At 72.1% G+C, this 19,191-nt stretch carries 15 protein-coding genes; 12 read left to right on the top strand and 3 right to left on the bottom strand.

Translation table 11 applies throughout. The features are described from left to right. Nucleotides 1–18 precede the first annotated feature (18 nt). Nucleotides 19–2,037 carry an acyltransferase family protein gene (locus ABZE72_RS01040; RefSeq protein WP_372727153.1) on the bottom strand — a complete coding sequence of 673 codons (2,019 nt, stop codon included), beginning with the start codon at nucleotides 2,035–2,037 and terminating at the stop codon, nucleotides 19–21. A 65-nt stretch (nucleotides 2,038–2,102) separates the two neighbouring features. Between ABZE72_RS01040 and ABZE72_RS01035 the strand changes: the two genes are divergently transcribed. Next, nucleotides 2,103–2,261, top strand: a complete 159-nt coding sequence (locus ABZE72_RS01035) for a hypothetical protein (protein WP_372727152.1) — start codon at nucleotides 2,103–2,105, stop codon at nucleotides 2,259–2,261. A 72-nt stretch (nucleotides 2,262–2,333) separates the two neighbouring features. Beyond that, on the top strand, nucleotides 2,334–4,286 hold the full coding sequence (locus ABZE72_RS01030) for a TIGR03960 family B12-binding radical SAM protein (protein WP_372727151.1): 1,953 nt from the start codon (nucleotides 2,334–2,336) through the stop codon (nucleotides 4,284–4,286). Here the strand turns inward: ABZE72_RS01030 and ABZE72_RS01025 are convergent. Together ABZE72_RS01025 and ABZE72_RS01020 are read right to left on the bottom strand one after the other, a co-directional pair. Continuing rightward, nucleotides 4,256–5,464 (bottom strand): MFS transporter, encoded by a 1,209-nt coding sequence (locus tag ABZE72_RS01025; RefSeq protein WP_372727150.1) that lies wholly within the window; start codon nucleotides 5,462–5,464, stop codon nucleotides 4,256–4,258. The two genes, ABZE72_RS01030 and ABZE72_RS01025, sit on opposite strands and share 31 nt — an antisense overlap. Nucleotides 5,465–5,487: 23 nt before the next feature. Beyond that, the gene (locus tag ABZE72_RS01020) at nucleotides 5,488–6,498 is read right to left on the bottom strand and encodes an endonuclease/exonuclease/phosphatase family protein (protein ID WP_372727149.1); all 1,011 of its coding nucleotides are present in this window, start codon (nucleotides 6,496–6,498) and stop codon (nucleotides 5,488–5,490) included. A gap of 101 nt (nucleotides 6,499–6,599) precedes the next feature. Here ABZE72_RS01020 and ABZE72_RS01015 point away from each other — a divergent pair, with 101 nt between their 5' ends. The 10 genes from ABZE72_RS01015 to ABZE72_RS00970 all read left to right on the top strand — a co-directional run bounded on the left by ABZE72_RS01015 (nucleotide 6,600) and on the right by ABZE72_RS00970 (nucleotide 19,152). Further along, the gene (locus tag ABZE72_RS01015; protein WP_372727148.1) at nucleotides 6,600–7,334 is read left to right on the top strand and encodes a TIGR03936 family radical SAM-associated protein; all 735 of its coding nucleotides are present in this window, start codon (nucleotides 6,600–6,602) and stop codon (nucleotides 7,332–7,334) included. 372 nt (nucleotides 7,335–7,706) lie between these two features. Beyond that, nucleotides 7,707–11,051, top strand: a complete 3,345-nt coding sequence (locus ABZE72_RS01010; protein ID WP_372727147.1) for an Rne/Rng family ribonuclease — start codon at nucleotides 7,707–7,709, stop codon at nucleotides 11,049–11,051. 233 nt (nucleotides 11,052–11,284) lie between these two features. After that, nucleotides 11,285–11,593: a 50S ribosomal protein L21 gene (gene rplU / locus ABZE72_RS01005; RefSeq protein WP_372727146.1), complete on the top strand. Its 309-nt coding sequence runs from the start codon at nucleotides 11,285–11,287 to the stop codon at nucleotides 11,591–11,593. Between the two features lie 39 nt (nucleotides 11,594–11,632). Continuing rightward, nucleotides 11,633–11,887 carry a 50S ribosomal protein L27 gene (rpmA, locus tag ABZE72_RS01000; protein ID WP_372727145.1) on the top strand — a complete coding sequence of 85 codons (255 nt, stop codon included), beginning with the start codon at nucleotides 11,633–11,635 and terminating at the stop codon, nucleotides 11,885–11,887. 136 nt (nucleotides 11,888–12,023) lie between these two features. Then, complete coding sequence (gene obgE / locus ABZE72_RS00995; RefSeq protein ID WP_372727144.1) at nucleotides 12,024–13,580, top strand: GTPase ObgE; 1,557 nt, start codon at nucleotides 12,024–12,026, stop codon at nucleotides 13,578–13,580. A gap of 14 nt (nucleotides 13,581–13,594) precedes the next feature. Next, nucleotides 13,595–14,716 carry a glutamate 5-kinase gene (gene proB / locus ABZE72_RS00990; RefSeq protein ID WP_372727143.1) on the top strand — a complete coding sequence of 374 codons (1,122 nt, stop codon included), beginning with the start codon at nucleotides 13,595–13,597 and terminating at the stop codon, nucleotides 14,714–14,716. Beyond that, the gene (locus tag ABZE72_RS00985; RefSeq protein WP_372727142.1) at nucleotides 14,713–15,747 is read left to right on the top strand and encodes an endonuclease/exonuclease/phosphatase family protein; all 1,035 of its coding nucleotides are present in this window, start codon (nucleotides 14,713–14,715) and stop codon (nucleotides 15,745–15,747) included. Before proB ends, ABZE72_RS00985 begins: the two co-directional genes overlap by 4 nt. A gap of 71 nt (nucleotides 15,748–15,818) precedes the next feature. Next, entirely contained in the window at nucleotides 15,819–17,060 is a 1,242-nt protein-coding gene (locus ABZE72_RS00980; RefSeq protein ID WP_372727141.1) for a cysteine desulfurase family protein, read from the top strand. Further along, a complete protein-coding gene (mnmA, locus tag ABZE72_RS00975) occupies nucleotides 17,057–18,160 on the top strand; it encodes a tRNA 2-thiouridine(34) synthase MnmA (protein ID WP_372727140.1) in 1,104 nt (367 codons plus the stop codon). The genes ABZE72_RS00980 and mnmA overlap by 4 nt, the downstream gene beginning before the upstream one ends. Beyond that, nucleotides 18,157–19,152, top strand: a complete 996-nt coding sequence (locus ABZE72_RS00970; protein WP_372727139.1) for a methionine synthase — start codon at nucleotides 18,157–18,159, stop codon at nucleotides 19,150–19,152. The genes mnmA and ABZE72_RS00970 overlap by 4 nt, the downstream gene beginning before the upstream one ends. The last annotated feature ends 39 nt before the right edge of the window (nucleotides 19,153–19,191 follow it).

Here is a 19,191-nt window from a genome sequence, read left to right as displayed (position 1 = left end):
CCTCGGCGACCCGACGGCTCAGGACGCCGGCTCGAAGGCGCCCGTCGCGGTGAGCTTCTCCCAGATCGCGTCCCGCTTGCGCACCAGGGCCCGCGGGTGGAAGTGCACCCCGTCGCGCCAGACCGGGATGCGTCCGAGCATGGGGTCGCAGACCGGCCAGGCGGGGCACATCACGTCGTTCAGGGTGATCGAGTGAATCGCCTCCGATGTCGCGGCAGCGGTGCGGTAGTAGGCGTCCACGTCGTGCAGCGGGCTGATCGGCACCCGGCACTGGTCGGTCGTCTCGGCCGCCGAGAGGCACTCCAGCGGGTTGCCGAGCGAGTCGCGTGCGATCAACGGCGTCTCCACGATGACGGCCTGGGCGCCGGCCTCCTCGATGGTGGCCAGGGTCTGGTTGATCGTGGTCAGGTTCAGCTCGGCCAGCCCCGGGGTGGTGCCGTCGAGGCGGGTCAGGTTGGTCTCCCACGCCCCCTTGTCCCGGGCCACCTGGTTGAGCACGATGACGTCGACCTCGAGCTCCTGCAGGACGCCCTCGTAGAGGTCGCGGCGGGCAGAGGCGCACCGCTCGCGCTCGGCGGCGGTGTCGTAGAGGCTCTGCACGCCCTGCTGCCACGGACAGCCGCCGACGATGCTCAGCGCCAGCGTGAAGTCGTGCTCCTGGGCGAGCCGGGTCATCGTCCGCCGCAGCATCCGGGACTCGCTGTCACCGGCCAGCATCACGGTCAGGCCGCTGTCGCCTCGGTGCACCACGCACGTGTCGAGCGAGGACAGCCGGCAGGCCAGGTCCTCACCCCCGTTGTCGCTGGCCAGCCCGGGCCAGTCGATGTCGGCGGGGATCGGGCGGTCCACGTTCAGCTCCGTGCCGCTGACCGGCTGACCGCTGGCGCTGGCGACCAGGGACGGACGGCGCTCGGAGTTGAGGGCGCTCGGGGCCAGGGTGAAGGCGATGACGGCCGAGACGGTGAGGCCGGTCAGCAGCACCGGCACGGGAAACGGCGTGAGCCGTGGTGAGCGGCGGAAGGGGTGCTCGACGAGCTCGAAGGAGGCGGCTGCGAGTCCGGTGGCGACCCCGCTGGCCAGCAGCGCGATCACCCAGGAGCTGGTGTCCAGGATCTCGGTGAGCAGCAGGATGACCGGCCAGTGCCACAGGTAGGTGCCGTAGGAGATCCGGCCGAGGTAGGTGATGCCGCGCCCGCTGAGCAGTCGGTCCAGGCCGCCGTCGGCGCGCGTCATCAGGGCGAGCACCAGCGAGACCGAGGCGAGCGTGGCGAGGATGCCGCGCACGCTGGGGGTGACCGGCACGAGTGCGGTCGAGATCGCCAGCAGCGCCGCGAGGGCGGCCCAGCCCGCGCCACGCAGGGAGGGCGGTGCCTCGCGCCACCGTCGCCAGAGCAGGGCGGCCAGCACTCCGGCCATCAACTGGTAGAGCCGGGTGTCCGTGCCGTAGTAGGCGTGGTTGAGGTCGCGGGGCGCCCAGTAGAGCTGCGCTGCCAGGGAGAGCACCGTGATGGCCACGACCCCGACCAGCAGGGCCGGCGCCCAGCGACGCCGGAGCCAGAAGAGGCCGACCAGGAGCAGCGGGAAGACGACGTAGAACTGCTCCTCGATCGAGAGCGACCAGAAGTGCAGGTACGGCGACAGGTCGACGTCCGCGCCGAAGTACTCGTTGGACTGCAGCAGGAAGCGCCAGTTGGCGACGTACAGCAGGGCTGCCTGTGCGTCGCCGGCCCACGTCAGGCGTCGCAGCAACGGTGCCACCAACGGGAAGACCAGCGCCGTGGTCACGATCACGACCAGGGCGGCCGGAAGCAGGCGTCGGACTCGACGGGCGTAGAAGCGCCAGACGTCCAAGCGACCGGTCTCGTGCAGCTCGTCGAGGAGGATCGTGGAGACCAGGAATCCGGAGAGCACGAAGAAGAGGTCGACGCCGATGAACCCGCCGTCGAACCACGCCACGCCGCTGTGGAAGAGGAGCACGAGGTAGACCGCGATGCTGCGCAGGCCGTCCAGTGCCGGCCAGTACGCCCTCGATGCCATGGCTTGAGGTTAGGAAGCCGGGTGGTGGTCGCCAAATCGCGCGCTTCCTCTGTTTGGATGGAGCCATGAGCGAGCACTCCGTCGACCCGGCTGTCTCCGAGGCAGTCCAGTCCATCGCCAACCGCTTCGGCGTGGCCGGACTGGCCGACCTGATCGCGGTGGCCCAGGAGGAGCTCGAGACGGCCCGGCTGGCTCTCGAGGAGCTCGCCGACGAGGGCTCCTGACCCGCGAAATCGCCCGCGCCACGAAGGCGCGCGTACCCTTGGGGGATCCCGTTCTGCGATGAGAGGTACCCCTTGTCTGCCAGCACGTCCGAGAGCGTCTTCTCCCGCCTCGAGCCCCGGCTCCCGTCGGTCTCGAAGCCGATCCAGTACGTCGGCGGTGAGCTGAACTCCACCGTCAAGGAGTGGTCGTGCGCTCCCGAGGGGGAGACCGTCCGCTGGGCTTTGATGTACCCGGACGCCTACGAGGTGGGCCTGCCCAACCAGGGCGTGCAGATCCTCTACGAGGTCCTCAACGAGCGGGACTGGATCGTCGCCGAGCGCACCTACGCGGTCTGGCCCGACATGGAAGCCGTGATGCGTGAGGACGGCATCCCGCAGTTCACCGTCGACGCGCACCGTCCGGTCCGCGACTTCGACGTCTTCGGCCTGAGCTTCTCCACCGAGCTCGGCTACACGAACATGCTCAACGCCCTCGACCTGGCCGGGATCCCGCTGCACGCGGTCGACCGCACCGACCAGGACCCGATCGTCCTGGCCGGCGGCCACGCGGCCTTCAATCCCGAGCCGATCGCCGACTTCATCGACGCGGCCGTCCTCGGCGACGGCGAGGAGATCGTGCTCGCGATCTCCGAGGTCGTCCGGGAGTGGAAGACCGAGGGCGAGCCCGGCGGTCGGCAGGAGCTGCTGCGTCGGCTGGCCGTCAGCGGCGGCGTCTACGTCCCGCAGTTCTACGACGTCGCGTACGCCGAGGACGGCGCCATCGAGGCCGTCGTGCCGAACCGTCCCGGCATCCCGTTCCGGGTCCGCAAGCACACGCTGATGGACCTCGACGCCTGGCCGTACCCGGCCAAGCCGCTGGTGCCGCTGGCCGAGACCGTGCACGAGCGCTTCTCGGTCGAGATCTTCCGTGGCTGCACGCGCGGCTGCCGGTTCTGCCAGGCCGGGATGATCACCCGACCCGTGCGGGAGCGCTCGATCGAGACGATCGCGGCGATGGTAGAGAACGGCATCCGCAAGTCCGGTTTCGAGGAGGTCGGCCTGCTGTCGCTCTCCAGCGCGGACCACACCGAGATCGGAGACATCGCCAAGGGCCTGGCCGACCGCTACGAGGGCTCGAACGTCTCGCTGTCGCTGCCCAGCACCCGGGTCGACGCGTTCAACATCTCGCTGGCCAACGAGTTCTCCCGCAACGGCCGGCGCTCCGGCCTGACGTTCGCCCCCGAGGGCGGCTCGGAGCGGATGCGCAAGGTGATCAACAAGATGGTCACCGAGGAGGACCTGATCCGCACGGTCGCGGCGGCGTACTCGCACGGCTGGCGCCAGGTGAAGCTCTACTTCATGTGCGGCCTGCCCACCGAGACCGACGAGGACGTCCTCGAGATCGCCGACCTCGCCCGCAAGGTGATCGCCAAGGGCCGCGAGGTGACCGGTCGCAACGACATCCGCTGCACGGTCTCGATCGGCGGCTTCGTGCCCAAGCCGCACACCCCGTTCCAGTGGGCGGCGCAACTCGACCACGAGACGACCGACGAGCGGCTGAAGAAGCTGCGCGACATCGTCCGGGCCGACAAGAAGTTCGCCCGCGCGATCGGGTTCCGCTACCACGACGGCAAGCCCGGCACCATCGAGGGACTGCTGTCTCGCGGCGACCGTCGCGTGGGCGCGATCATCGAGGAGGTCTGGCGCGACGGTGGCCGTTTCGACGGCTGGAGCGAGCACTTCTCCTACGACCGCTGGGTGGCCTCGGCCGAGAAGGCGCTGGCCGACACCCCGGTCGACCTCGACTGGTACACCACCCGCGAGCGGGAGTACGACGAGGTCCTGCCCTGGGACCACCTCGACTCCGGTCTCGACAAGGACTGGCTCTGGGCGGACTGGGAGGACGCGATCGACCCGTCCACCGACGTCGAGGTCGAGGACTGCCGCTGGACCCCCTGCTACGACTGCGGCGTCTGTCCGGAGATGGGCACCGAGATCCAGATCGGGCCGACGGGTCAGAAGCTGCTGCCCCTCGCGGTCGTCTGAGCCGCGAGCTGGTCCTCGATCAGGTTCGGTCGGGCGACATAGAGCCCGAGGAGCATCTGGGGGAGCGTCAGCGCGATCAGCAGCGCCAACGGCCAGGTCCAGCCGCCGGTCGCCTCGTAGAGCAGGCCCACGGCGAACGGCCCGACCGCAGCGATCAGGTAGCCGAGCGACTGGGTCAGCCCGGAGAGCGCCGCGGTCCCGTCCGGGGTGCGCGAGCGCAGCCCGATCAGGGTGAGCACGATCGGGAAGGTCACCGCCCCGATCCCGACGAAGACCGCCCAGAGCAGCGCCCACGCGTGCGGCGCGACCATCAGCCCGAGGTAGCCCACCGGGTAGCAGGCCATCACGGCGAGCAGCAGCCCGCGCTGGTCGTCGCGGCGGGCGGCGGCGCGCGGTGCCCAGAACGACAGCGGGATCGACACGGCCGCCACCAGCCCGACCAACCCGCCCGCCTGCGCGGCGGTGAAGCCGTTGTCGCGCCACAGCTGCGCGAACCACCCGAAGATCACGTAGGCCTGCAGCGACTGCAGGCCGAAGAAGAGCGCCATCGACAGACCCAGCCGGGTCCGGGCCACGTCGAGGAAGCGGATGCCCCGCGGGGCCCGCTCCAGGGCCCGGTCGTGCGCCACCAGCCCGAGCCACGGGATCGCCGCCAGCAGGGCGACGAGCGCCCAGGTGCCCAGCCCGACCCGCCAGCCGCCGTACGCCTCGGCGATCGGGACGGTCAGCGTCAGCGCGCCGGTCAGGCCGATGGCGAGAGCGGTCGTGTAGATCGCGGTGACCAGGCCGATCCGGTGGGGGAAGTGCAGCTTGACCAGGGAGGGCAGCAGCACGTTCGCCATCGCCATCCCGGCCAGTGCCAGCATCGACAGTGCCAGGAACTCCGGGGCCGCCGAGACGACGGCGCGACCGCCGAGCCCGGCCACCACGGCCAGCAGGGCGAGCAGGGTGACCCGGTGCACGCCCAGCCGTCGGGCGAACCACGGGGCCAGCGCGCCGAAGAGGGCGAAGGCGAGCACCGGCAGCGAGGTGAGCAGGCCGGCCGCCGGGGCCGACATGCCCAGCCCGGCCCGCACCTCGGCCAGCACCGGTCCGACACTGACGGCAGCCGGGCGAAGGTTGAAGGAGAGCAGCACCAGCCCGAGGAGCACCAGCACTGACGTACGGCGGACAGTCACCGCCGCATGCTGTCAGGCCGAGGTCAGCGGCACGACTGCGGGAGGGGCAGGTCGAACTCCACCCGGACGGCCCGGTGGTCGGAGACCGAGGAGACGAAGGTGCGGGCGCTGGTGGGCACCCAGCCGGGGCCGTGCAGCAGGTAGTCGATGCGTCGGCGCGGCACCCGCGGCGGCACGGTCAGCCCGGCCCCGTTGCCGACCCGGGGCCACGGGTCGGCAAGGGTGCCACGCATCACGGCGAGGGCGGGGGAGTCGGGGGTGGCGTTGAGGTCGCCACCCACGATGACCGGGAACGGATGGGCAGCGATGATCTGGCGGATCGCCCGCAGCTGGACGATCCGGATGTTGCCCCGGGTGTGCTGCAGGTGGGTGTTGTAGACGTCCACCCACTGCCCGCCCACGGCCACCCGCGCCCGCAGCAGGCCACGGGGCTCCTGGCGCGGCTGCCGGGGGAGCGCCACGTTGCTCCAGTTCTGGATCGGCAGCCGGGACAGGATCGCGGTGCCGTACTCCTGCTCACGTCGCCCGGGGGCGGGTGGCGGCCAGATCACGTTGCGGCCGAAGACCACGTTCATGCCGAGCCGGGAGGCCAGTCGGGTGGGCTGGTCGTCGTACCGGGTCCGGGCGCGGCCGCGGTCCACCTCCTGCAGCAGGACCACGTCGGCGTCCCAGGCACGGATCTCGTCCGCGATCCGGTCCAGTCGGTAGCCGGCAGGGGAGAGGCCGCCGTGGATGTTGAAGGTCAGCACCGACAGTCGCCCGGGCGGGCCGGGCTCGGGGCAGGGGACGACCGTCGTACCGCCGCGGGCCCGGGGCGACGCGTTGCGCTTGCCGTTGCCGTTGCCGAAGCCGGAGTCCGTCCCGTCCCCGAAGTCCGTCCCGTCCCCGAAGTCCGGAGGCGTGAACGGCAGGCTCCCGGCGCCGGCGCCCGCAGGGGGTGCCGGCGTGAGCGCCGGGCGGGGCCAGCCGACGGCGATGCCGACGACGAGGCCGAGCACCAGCAGCCCGAAGGCCGCGTGGATCCAGCGGTTCATCGGCCTCCTCGTCGCGGGTCTGGCCTCCAAGGATAGGTGGGGTGCCGCGGGCGCAGAGGCACGATCGCGTGGTTGGGCCACCCACGCCGTAGCCTTGTCCGGTGCGTGAGCAGCCCGAACAGCAAGCCCCACCCGTCCAGCGACTCCGGATCCAGTACGCCAAGCGCGGCCGGCTCCGCTTCACCAGCCACCGTGACTTCAGTCGCGCCTTCGAGCGTGCGGTCTTCCGCGCCCGGGTGCCGATGGCCTACTCCTCGGGCTTCAACCCGCACCCGCGGATCTCGTACGCCGGCGCCGCCCCGACCGGGTCCGCCAGCGAGGCCGAGTACCTCGAGCTGGCCCTGGCCCAGGTCGTGGACCCCGCCGACGTGCACGCCGCGCTGGACGAGGCGATGCCCGACGGCCTCGACATCGTGGAGACCGTCGTGTCTCCGGGGGGCGCGCTCGCCGACCAGCTCCAGGCCAGCCACTGGTGGGTCGACCTCGTGGTCGACCCCGAGCAGGCCAGGGCCGCGGTGGCGGCCTTCCTCGCCGCCGACTCCGTGCCGGTCTCGCGGATGACGAAGAAGGGCCTGCGCGAGTTCGACTGCCGGGCCTCCGTGCTCGCACTGGTCGTCACCGACCCGGATCCCGAGGCGGCGCCCCAGGCGGCGGTCCGGCTCGACCTGCGGCTGCGACACGCCGTACCGGCCGTCCGGCCCGACGACGTCCTGACCGGCCTCGCCTCGGTGGCCGAGCTCTCGATCGAGGGCTCCCCGCTGCTGACCCGGCTCGCGCAGGGGCCTCTGGACCCCGAGACCGGGGAGATCGGCGATCCGTTGCGTCCGTCGGCGTAGCGGAGTTGGCGATGTGGTGTGCGATACTCGCGGTGGTTGACAGCAGGTGGTGGGTCCCAGGACAGGGCGCGTAGCGCTCGGCCCGAAGCTCCGCAGCCCAAGTCGACCCGACGACGATCTCGCCGCCCCCTCGATGGGTCGGCACACAGGGGACACGTCGTCGCCGGACCGCGACGCGGCCGGGCGAGTTCGGTGACAGGGACCTCGCCCATCGGCCCGCTGACCGCGGAAGGCGGCGCATCGGGGACCCAGTGACGCGCAGCGGGGACTGTCGCCGCCACCCGAAGGCTTTGCGTCGTCGGCCCTGAGTACGTCGGGCCCGCGGCGTCAGATCGCCGGTCGCACCTCGTGCGGCGGGCCGAGGAGCGCAACATGCTCGACGACACCCCGGTCGACGACTCGACCACCCCCGCAGCTTCGGACGACGCGTCGTCCGGGACGAGCGCCGCACCGGCCAAGAAGGCGGCTGCCAAGAAGGCGCCCGCCAAGAAGGCTGCTGCGAAGAAGGCGCCGGCCAAGAAGGCCGCAGCCAAGAAGACCGCCGCTGCCGAGGCCACCACCGAGGACCCCACCCTCGACGTGGCGCTCGAGCCGGGCGACGAGGCCGCCCCGGCGAAGAAGGCCGCGAAGAAGGCGCCCGCCAAGAAGGCCGCGGCCAAGAAGGCGCCCGCCAAGAAGGTGGCCGCTCCTGTCGAGGAGCCGGCCGTGGACGAGGCCGAGAACGAGACCGGCGAGGCCGAGGCCGAGGCAGCCGCGGCTGTGGCTGCCGCCCCGCCCACCATGCTGCTGTTCAAGGCGCCCGACCCGACCGCGGCAGCCCCGGTGCGGCGTACCCGCAAGGCGGCAGCGTCCGCCGAGACGCCTGCTGACACGTCGGCTGACACGTCGGCCGACTCGCCCGCTGCCACGGATGAGGCCCCGGCCCCGGCCAAGCGCACCCGCAGCCGCAAGCCCGCTGCCGCCCGTGACGAGGCGTCGGATGAGCCGACCGACGAGACCGACACCGCCGACGCCTCGCCGGAGGAGACCTCCGGCGCGCGCAACCGTGGCGGCCGCAAGCACACCAACGACCACGACGGCGGAGACCTCGACACCGGTGACGCGGGCGAGGTCGAGGGCGAGGACCGCGACAACGACGACCAGGACAACGACGGCGAAGGTGGCGGACGTCGTCGTCGCCGCCGCGGCGGGCGTCGGCGGCGCAAGTCCGGCGACGGTGAGTCGCAGGACTCCGGCTCCGACCAGGGCGGCAACGGCCAGGACCGGCAGCAGAACAACCAGAACCAGGACAAGCAGGACAAGCAGGACGGCGGCAAGCAGGACGGGCGCGGCGGCAACCGCTCCGGCGACCAGTCCCGCAACGACTCCGACGACGACTCCGGCGAGGGCGGCACGTCGCGCCGGCGGCGCCGTCGTCGGCGCTCCGGCGACGACGGTCCGGACGCCGCCGGCGACCCGGAGAACACCGTCACCCGGGTGCGCCGCCAGCGCAACGCGGAGGACGAGATCACCGCGATCTCCGGCTCCACGCGCCTCGAGGCCAAGAAGCAGCGTCGTCGGGACGGCCGCGAGGCCGGACGGCGTCGTGCGCCGATCGTGAGCGAGGCCGAGTTCCTGGCCCGACGTGAGGCCGTCGACCGGGTCATGGTGATCCGCCAGCAGAAGGACCTCACCCAGATCGCCGTGCTCGAGGACAAGGTCCTCGTCGAGCACTACGTCTCGCGCGAGTCGCAGACCTCGATCATCGGCAACGTCTACCTCGGTCGGGTGCAGAACGTGCTGCCGTCGATGGAAGCGGCGTTCATCGACATCGGCAAGGGCCGCAACGCGGTCCTCTACGCCGGTGAGGTCAACTGGTCGGCGCTGGGCCACCGCGACGGTCAGCCCCGCAAGATCGAGTCCGTGCTCTCCTCGGGCCAGTCGGTCCTCGTGCAGGTCACCAAGGATCCGATCGGTCACAAGGGTGCCCGGCTCACCAGCCAGGTCAGCCTGGCCGGTCGCTTCCTGGTCTACGTGCCCGACGGCACCACCAGCGGCATCTCGCGCAAGCTCCCCGACACCGAGCGCGCCCGGCTCAAGGCGCTGCTCAAGGAGATCGTCCCCGAGTCCGCCGGCGTGATCGTCCGTACGGCGGCCGAGGGTGCCTCCGAGGACGAGCTGACCCGCGACGTCGAGCGGCTCAAGGCGCGTTGGGAGGACATCGAGGCCAAGCTCAAGGGCCAGTCCCCGCAGCTGCTCTACGGCGAGCCCGACCTGACCCTCAAGGTCGTCCGCGACCTGTTCACCGAGGACTTCAGCAAGCTGGTCATCGAGGGCGACGACGCCTGGGACACCGTCCAGAGCTACGTCCAGCACCTCGCGCCCGACCTCGAGGAGCGCCTCGAGCGCTACGACCCGTCGGCGAACAACGGCAAGGACTCCTTCGCCGCCCACCGCATCGAGGAGCAGATCGCCAAGGGCCTGGACCGCAAGGTCTGGCTGCCCTCGGGCGGTTCGCTGGTCATCGACCGCACCGAGGCGATGACGGTCGTCGATGTGAACACCGGCAAGTTCACCGGATCCGGGGGCAACCTCGAGGAGACCGTCACCAAGAACAACCTCGAGGCCGCCGAGGAGATGGTGCGCCAGCTCCGGCTGCGCGACATCGGCGGCATCATCGTCATCGACTTCATCGACATGGTCCTGGAGTCCAACCGCGACCTGGTCCTGCGACGTCTCGTCGAGTGCCTCGGTCGCGACCGGACCCGCCACCAGGTCGCGGAGGTCACCTCGCTCGGCCTGGTCCAGATGACCCGCAAGCGGATCGGCACCGGCCTGGTCGAGACCTTCAGCGAGAACTGCACGCACTGCCAGGGTCGCGGGGTCGTCATCCAGGACACTCCGGTCGAGCCCACGACGGCCGAGGACGACTCGCGTCGTGGTGGCGGTGGCGGCAACAGCCGTCGATCGCGCGGTGGTCGGGGCCGCGGCCAGGACGGCGACGACCAGAACCAGAACCAGAACCAGAACCAGGGCGGCTCGGGCGGCAAGGCCACCCCGCCGGCGCCGACCCCCTCGCCGTCGTACGTCGCGGCGGTCGCCAAGCCCGAGAACGCCGAGAAGGCCCCGGTCGACGAGGCAGTCGAGCCCGCGGTCCAGCAGAAGGCCGGCGAGGAGCAGGCCGGCGAGGTGTCGGCCGAGGAGACCCCGGCCTCCACCGAGCCGCCCAAGGTCGTCACCCGGTCGCGTCGCCGCGGCGGGGGGCGTTCCTCGGCCACCACGACGGAGCCCACGTCCACCGAGGCCGTGGCGCCCGTCGAGGCGCCCGTGGCGGCGCCGGACGAGACGCCTGCCGAGGTCGCTGTGCAGCCCGCCGAGCAGCCCGCAGAACAGCAGTCCGCCGCGGAGCCGGCGCCCGCCGAGGCCGCCCCAGCAGCGCCCAAGGTGGTCACCACCACCCGCCGGCGCAGCGCCAGCCGACCGGTCACCACGATGACCCCGGTCACGCCGGTCACCACCGAGGTGGCCTCGGTCGCCGAGGCGGCTCCGGTCGTCGCGGCAGCCCCGGCCGCCGCTCCCAAGGTCGTCACCCGGACCCGTGGCCGCAGCGCGGCCCGTCCGGCCGGCCCGCCGAGCGTCGAGGCGGGGGAATCCACCCCTGCCGAGACGGGCGCGGAGCCCGAGGGCGAGCACGTCGAGCACGTCCCGATCAAGAAGAAGGGCTCGCGCAAGCGCTGAGCCAGCACGGGTCGTCCCGGCGCAACCCGCGCCGGGACGACCTGGTCCGCCGCAGGAAGCATCCCGTTTTGCGGTGTGGCCGTCCCATCCGTACTATTGAACCTCGGTGCGCGCTCCGGCGTCGCCCCTCCTGTGTGTCACCTCCACCCCGTCGTACGACCTCGCGGTCGTCCGGAGCGTGGGCGAGGCCCTCAGACCTGGACGTTCATGCAAGACCGACGAAGGAGACCGCGGTGTACGCGATCGTGCGCGCAGGCGCCAAGCAGCAGAAGGTTGCCGTTGGCGACGTCATCGAGATCGACAAGGTGACGACCGAGGTGGGCCAGACGCTGTCCCTTCCCGTCGTGCTCGCCGTCGACGGTGAGACCATCACCGCCGACGCGACGTCGCTGGACAAGGCCTCCGTGACTGTCGAGGTCCTCGGCGCCACCAAGGGCCCGAAGATCATCATCCAGAAGTACAAGAACAAGACCGGCTACAAGAAGCGCCAGGGTCACCGTCAGAAGTACACCCAGGTCAAGGTCACCGACATCTCCCTGTGAGCTCCGCTCACTGACGGCTCCAGGTAAAGGACTGAACTCATGGCACACAAGAAGGGCGCAGCCTCGACCAAGAATGGTCGCGACTCGAACTCCCAGCGTCTCGGCGTGAAGCGTTTCGGCGGCCAGCTGGTCAACGCCGGCGAGATCATCGTCCGCCAGCGTGGCACCCACTTCCACCCGGGCAGCGGCGTCGGCCGCGGCGGCGACGACACCCTGTTCGCCCTGATCGGCGGCAACGTCGAGTTCGGCACCCGTCGTGGTCGCAAGGTCGTCAACATCGTCCCGGGCGAGTGAACTGACGCTCTCTCGAACACCTCGATTTCTCCGAAGGGCGTCCTGAAGCCAGGACGCCCTTCGGCATTTCTCGGGCAGAATCTCCGCACGACCTCCGTAGCACCCCCGCACACCTCAGGCACCGGCAAGGAATCCCATGGCTGTCCCGACGTTCGTCGACCAGGTCACGCTGCACGTCAGCGCCGGCCGGGGCGGGCACGGTGTCGCGTCGGTGCACCGCGAGAAGTTCAAGCCGCTCGGCGGCCCTGACGGTGGCAACGGTGGCCCCGGCGGCTCGGTGATCCTGCGGGTCGACCCCGACGTCACCACGCTGGTGGAGTACCACCACAGCCCGCACCGCAAGGCCGAGAACGGCGGCCACGGGGCCGGCTCGCACCGCAACGGCGCCCACGGCAGCGACATCGTGCTCCCGATCCCGGAGGGCACGGTCGTCTCGACCAAGGACGGCACCGTGCTCGCCGACATGGTCGGCCCCGGCACCGAGCTCGTGATCGCCCAGGGCGGTCGCGGTGGTCTCGGCAACGCGGCCCTGGCCTCGGCCAAGCGCAAGGCCCCCGGCTTCGCCCTGCTCGGCGAGCCCGGCGACCAGGTCGACATCGTCCTCGAGCTCAAGGTCGTGGCCGACATCGGGCTGGTTGGCTTCCCCAGCGCCGGCAAGTCCAGCCTGATCGCCGCGATCAGCCGGGCCCGGCCGAAGATCGCCGACTACCCCTTCACGACCCTGGTGCCGAACCTCGGCGTCGTCACGGCGGGCGAGACCACCTTCACCGTCGCCGACGTGCCGGGCCTGATCGAGGGCGCCAGCGACGGCCGCGGGCTGGGCCATGACTTCCTGCGCCACGTGGAGCGCTGCGCGGCCCTGGTCCACGTCATCGACACCGCCACCATGGAGCCCGGCCGCAACCCGGTCGAGGACCTCGACATCATCGAGAACGAGCTCTCCCGCTACGGCGGCCTGGAGGACCGGCCCCGGCTGATCGCGCTGAACAAGATCGACGTGCCCGACGGCCGGGACATCTCCGACATCACCATCGACGAGCTGCGTGAGCGCGGGCTCCGGGTGATCCCGGTCTCGGCCGCCTCCGGCGAGGGTCTGCGCGAGCTCACGTTCGCGATGGCCGAGATCGTGGCGCAGTCGCGTGCCTCCAAGCCGGTCGTCGAGACCAAGCGGATCGTGCTCCGTCCGGCCTCCGCCGACGGCAGCGACTCCTTCACCGTCACCAAGACCGGTGCCGGCTGGCGGGTGCGCGGCGAGAAGCCCGAGCGCTGGATCCGCCAGACCGACTTCAGCAACGACGAGGCCGTCGGCTTCCTCAGCGACCGGCTCAACCGGCTCGGGGTGGAGACCGCCCTGGTCAAGGCCGGCGCCGTCGAGGGCGACACCGTGCTCATCGGTGACCCCGACGACGCGGTGGTCTTCGACTTCAAGCCCGGGATCGACGCCGGTGCCGAGATGCTCGGTCGCCGCGGCGAGGACCAGCGCTTCGACGAGAAGCGGCCCGCCCACGGGCGCCGCCGGGCGATCGACGAGGCGATGGGCGACCGCAGCGAGACCGAGACCCGGGCGGACGTGGCGCGCCGCCTCGACAAGCCCGACGTCTACGGCCCCACGTCGTACGCCGTCGGCACCGAGCAGGACCCCGACTGGGTCGAGAACGACCCCGGCACGCTCGTCGACGACGACACCGACTGAACGTGCCCGCGTCCGTGCCTGCGTCGAGCCGCGCCGTGGTGCGCGCCGCGAAGCGTGTCGTCGTCAAGATCGGGTCCTCCTCGCTGACCACGGCAGCCGGTGGGATCGACCCCGAACGGGTCCGGGTGCTGGTCGACGCCGTGGCCCAGCTGCGTTCCTCGGGTGCCGAGGTCGTGCTCGTCTCCTCCGGGGCGATCGCGGCCGGCCTGGCTCCGCTGGGGCTGGCCCGTCGTCCCCGTGGTCTGGCCGCCCAGCAGGCCGCCGCGTCGGTGGGACAGGGCCTGCTGGTGCACCGCTACACCGAGGAGCTCGCGCGGCACGGTCTGATCGCCGGACAGGTGCTGCTCACGCTGGACGACGTCACCCGCCGCGCGCACTACCGCAACGCCCACCAGACCTTCTCCAAGCTCCTGGAGCTCGGCGTGGTGCCGATCGTCAACGAGAACGACACCGTGGCCACCACCGAGATCCGCTTCGGCGACAACGACCGGCTGGCGGCGCTGGTCGCCCACCTGGTCCACGCCGACCTGCTTGTCCTGCTCTCCGACGTGGAGGGTCTCTACGACGCGCCCCCCGGCCTGCCCGGGAGCACGCTGATCGGTGACGTGACCGCGCTGGGTGAGCTGGACGCCGTACGCATCGGTCCGGCCGGCCCGGCCGGGGTGGGCACCGGTGGGATGGAGACCAAGGTCGAGGCCGCCCGGATCGCCACCGGCGCCGGCATCCCGGTCGTGCTGGCCTCCGCCGAGCGTGCAGCCGACGCGCTGGCGGGGGAGTCGGTGGGCACTCTCTTCCACGCCACCGGTCGCCGACGGCCCACGCGGCTGCTCTGGCTGGCCCACGCCACCGAGGCCAAGGGCACCCTGCTGCTCGACGCCGGGGCCGTGAAGGCCGTGGTGGAGCGGCGGGCCTCGCTGCTCGCCGCCGGGATCACCGCGGTGACCGGCAGCTTCACGGCCGGGGATCCGATCGACCTGTGCGGGCCGGACGGCGTCGCTGTCGCGCGCGGCCTGGTCAACTTCGACGCCGAGGAGGTGCCCCGGCTCGTGGGCAAGTCCACCCAGGACCTCAAACGCGAACTCGGTGCGGCGTACGAACGAGAGGTCGTGCACCGCGACGACCTGGTGCTGCTGTGAGCGTGGACCGGGCGACCTCGGTGTCGCGTTCGGCGGCGACCCGCCGCGGGGCCCTGCTCCATGCCGCCCTCTTCCTCCTGGTGTCCCCGGCCCTGATCGCCGGTCTCGTGCTCACGTTGAGCCGGCTCACCGACGACAGCAACGGTCGGGCGCTGCGGATCGAGTCGTTCACCCCCTTCGGCATCCCGCTGTACGCCGCGCTGCTGGTCGTCTCGCTGGTGGGCCTGGTGCTGGTGCCCCGAGCCGAGGGCGCGCGCCCGGTGTGGCGGGTGGTCGCCCTGCTCGCGCTGGTCGGGCTGGCGCTGCACCTGGCCTGGTTCTCGCCGCGGATGGTGGGCAGCAACCCGCCCCCCGCGCCCGACGCCGTGCCGATCACGGTGATGACCGCGAACGTCTTCGCCGGCAACGTGCCCGGCGACGAGATCGTGCGCGCCGTCGAGGAGCAGGACGTCGACGTGCTGGTGCTCGCCGAGGTCACCACCGCCGAGGTCGCCGAGATGGACGAGGCCGGGATCTCCGAGCTGCTGCCGTTCCGGATCGGGGGCTCCTCGGACTACGACGCCGACGGCACCATGGTGTTCTCTCGGCTCACCATGGGCCTGGCGACACCGCTGGAGACCGGACACGAGTCCTGGCGCGTCGATGTCGACGGGCTCAGCCTGATGGCCGTGCACCCCTTCTCGCCGACCGTGTCGGGCAAGTGGCGTGCCGACCACGCCGTGATCGGTGAGGCGGCCGAGCGGTTGCAGCCGGACCTGATCGTGGGGGACTTCAACGCCACCCTCGACCACCAGCCGATGCAGGACCTCGCCTCGGCCGGCTGGCGGTCCGCCGCGGAGCGGACCAACGCGTTCTTCCAGCCCACCTGGCCGGCCAACGGCCTGATCCGCGCGTTCGGCTTCCCGGTGCCGCCGATGGTGCAGATCGACCACGTGCTGGTGGGGCCGCGGATGGCCGCGATCTCCGTGGACACCGTCACCCTGCCCGGGTCCGACCACCTCGCCGTGGTGGCGCAGGTCGCCCGCCGCTAGTTCGCACGCCTGCGCCGGTCCCTGCGCCGGTCCCTGCGCCGGACCCTCGGCGGGGGCGAGGCGTGGGGACGATGTGGGCACCGCTGGCGGCACGCCGTACGCTGGTCGACGCGATGAACACCCCTGCCCACACCGTCTATCTCGACCACGCCGCGACGACGCCCATGCTGCCCGCGGCCGTCGAGGCGATGACGGCTCACCTGCTCGACGTCGGCAACCCCAGCTCGTTGCACGCGTCGGGGCGCCGGGCCCGCCGGGTGGTGGAGGAGTCCCGCGAGCGCATCGCCCGCGCGTTGAACTGTCGCCCCGGCGAGGTGGTCTTCACCTCCGGCGGCACCGAGGCCGACAACCTCGCCCTCAAGGGCATCTTCTGGGCTCGTCGGGCCGCCGATCCCGCCCGTACCCGCATCCTGGCCAGTGCGATCGAGCACCATGCGGTCCTCGACCCGCTGGACTGGCTCGACCAGCGCGACGACGCGGAGGTCGAGCTGATCCCGGTCGACCGCGAGGGTCGGCTGGACCTCGACGCGCTGCGCGACGCGATCGAGCGCGATCCCGGCTCGGTCGCGGTCATCTCGATCATGTGGGCCAACAACGAGGTGGGCACCCTCCAGCCGATCGAGGAGGTCGTCTCCCTCGCCGCACCCCACGGCATCCCGGTGCACACCGACGCCGTCCAGGCGGTCGGGCAGGTTCCGGTCGACTTCGCCTCCTCCGGGGTCGACGCGCTCACGCTGACCGGCCACAAGGTCGGCGGTCCGTACGGCGTCGGCGCCCTCGTCGTACGGCGCGAGGTCGCGGTGACCGCGCTCGTGCACGGCGGCGGTCAGGAGCGCGACATCCGCAGCGGCACCATCGACACCCCGGCGATCGCCGGGCTCGCGGCCGCCGTCGAGCTCTCCGTCAAGCACCAGGCCGAGCACGCCGAGCGGGTGCGCCGCCTGCGTGACGACCTGGTGGCCGGAGTGCTGGCGGCCGTGCCCGACGCCGTCGCCAACGGCCACCCCGAGCTGCGCCTGCCCGGCAACGCCCACCTGACCTTCCCCGGCTGCGAGGGCGACTCGCTGCTGATGCTCCTCGACGCCCGCGGCATCGAGTGCTCCACCGGCTCGGCCTGCTCGGCCGGCGTCCCGCAGGCCTCCCACGTGCTGCTGGCGATGGGCCGCGGCGACGAGCAGGCCCGCAGCTCGCTGCGCTTCTCGCTCGGCCACACCAGCACCGACGCCGATCTCGAGCGCCTGCTCGAGGCGATCGGTCCTGTCGTCGAGCGCGCCCGGGCAGCGAAGGCGCCGCAAGGAGTGAAGCGGGCATGAAGGTCCTCGCCGCCATGTCCGGCGGCGTCGACTCCGCCGTCGCGGCCGCTCGTGCGGCCGAGGCGGGCCACGACGTCACCGGCATCCACCTCGCGCTCTCGCGCAACCCGCAGTCCTACCGCTCCGGCGCCCGCGGCTGCTGCACGATCGAGGACAGCAACGACGCCCAACGGGCCGCCGACGTGATCGGGATCCCGTTCTACGTCTGGGACCTCTCCGAGCGCTTCCACGAGGACGTCGTGGAGGACTTCATGGACGAGTACGCCGCCGGGCGCACCCCCAACCCCTGCCTGCGCTGCAACGAGAAGATCAAGTTCGCCGCCGTCCTGGACCGCGCCCTGGGGCTCGGCTTCGATGCCGTCGCCACCGGCCACTACGCCCAGCTGCACACCGGCCCGGACGGGCTGATCGAGATGCACCGCGCGGTGGACCACGGCAAGGACCAGTCCTACGTGCTCGGGGTGCTCACCCAGGAGCAGCTGGCCCACTCGATGTTCCCGCTCGGCGACTCGACCAAGCCCGACGTCCGCCGCGAGGCCGAGCGACGTGGGCTGCTCGTGGCCGACAAGCCGGACAGCCACGACATCTGCTTCGTCGCCGACGGCGACAACACCGGCTGGCTGCGCGAGAAGCTGGGGGACCGGGCGCCCAACGACGGGGGCGACATCGTCGAGGACGGCACCGGCGAGGTGCTGGGCCGGCACGAGGGCACCTACGGGTTCACCATCGGCCAGCGCAAGGGCCTGCGGATCGGTACGCCGGCCCCCGACGGCAAGCCTCGCTTCGTCCTGGACATCGAGCCGGTCTCCGGCACGGTCACGGTCGGTCCGCGCGAACGGCTGGCCATCGACAGGATCGCCGGCATCCGGGCCCGCTGGTGCGGCACCGTGCCCAGCGAGCCCCTGCACGGCACCGTCCAGCTGCGGGCCCACGGCGACGAGCACCGGGCCGTGGTGACGGTCGGTGTCGACGACCAGGTCGCCATCGAGCTGCTGGACCCGGCGTACGGCATCGCGCCCGGGCAGGCGGCCGTGATCTACGACGGCACCCGGGTGGTCGGCTCGGCCACGATCGCGGCCACCGAGCGGGTGGCCCGATGACCCGCGCCACCGGCGTCGGCTCCATGCCCGGCGACGACAACGAGGCCTTCCTGACCGCCGTCCGCGTCGTCCTGGACGAGCTGCGCGAGCTGGCCCACCTGCCCGAGGTCCCGGGTCGCGGGGCGATCGCCTCGATGACCGGCCGCGGGCTCGCCGTCGTCTCGGGTCTGGGAGCGGACCTGCAGCCGGCCGGGTGGCGGCTCACCGACGCCTCCGGCGTCGACCACCGCCGCGCTCGCAGCCTGCTGGCCCAGGACCTCGACGTGCTCGAGGAGCAGACCGACGGCTACACCGGTGCCTTCAAGATCCAGGTGGCCGGGCCGTGGACCCTGGCGGCATGCGTCGAGAAGCACCGCGGGGACAAGATCCTCTCCGACCACGGTGCCCGCCGCGACCTGGCCCAGGCGCTCGCCGAGGGACTGCGCGACCACGTCCGCGACGTACGACGCCGCCTGCCGGGCGTCGATCGGCTCGTGGTCCAGGTGGATGAGCCTGCTCTGGCGTCGGTGCTCGGCGGCAAGGTGCCCACCGCTTCGGGCTGGGGGCGCCACCGCACCGTGCACCCGCCGGAGGCCTCCGAGCACCTGGAGTGGGTGCTGGGCGCGATCGCCCACGAGGGGGCCGAGCCGTGGGTGCACTCCTGCGCCCCCGGCACGCCGCTGCAGCTGCTGCGCGGCGCCGGCGCCCGCGGCCTGGTGGTCGACCGGGACCAGCTCTCCGCCGCCGACCATGACGTGCTGGCCGAGGCCCTGGACGCGGGCGAGTCCGTGGCCCTGGGCATCGTGCCGTCGACAGCTCCCGAGAGGGCGCCCAACGACGCCGTGCTGACCGAGGGCGTGCTCCGCTGGCTGGACATGACCGGCCTCGACCAGGGCCTGGTCGGCGACCGTCTGGTCGTCTCGCCCACCTGTGGCCTCGCCGGCGCCTCGGACGCGTGGGCCCGGAGCGCCCTGCGCCTGCTGCGCACCACCGCGACCAGCCTGACCGACTGAGGCATCCCCGGCCCCGGTGGCGGGTACGACGGCGGGGTC

This window comes from Nocardioides sp. (assembly GCF_041600255.1).
In the GTDB taxonomy this organism is placed as follows: Bacteria; Actinomycetota; Actinomycetes; order Propionibacteriales; family Nocardioidaceae; genus Nocardioides.
This window is presented reverse-complemented; position numbering and strand designations above follow the sequence as displayed.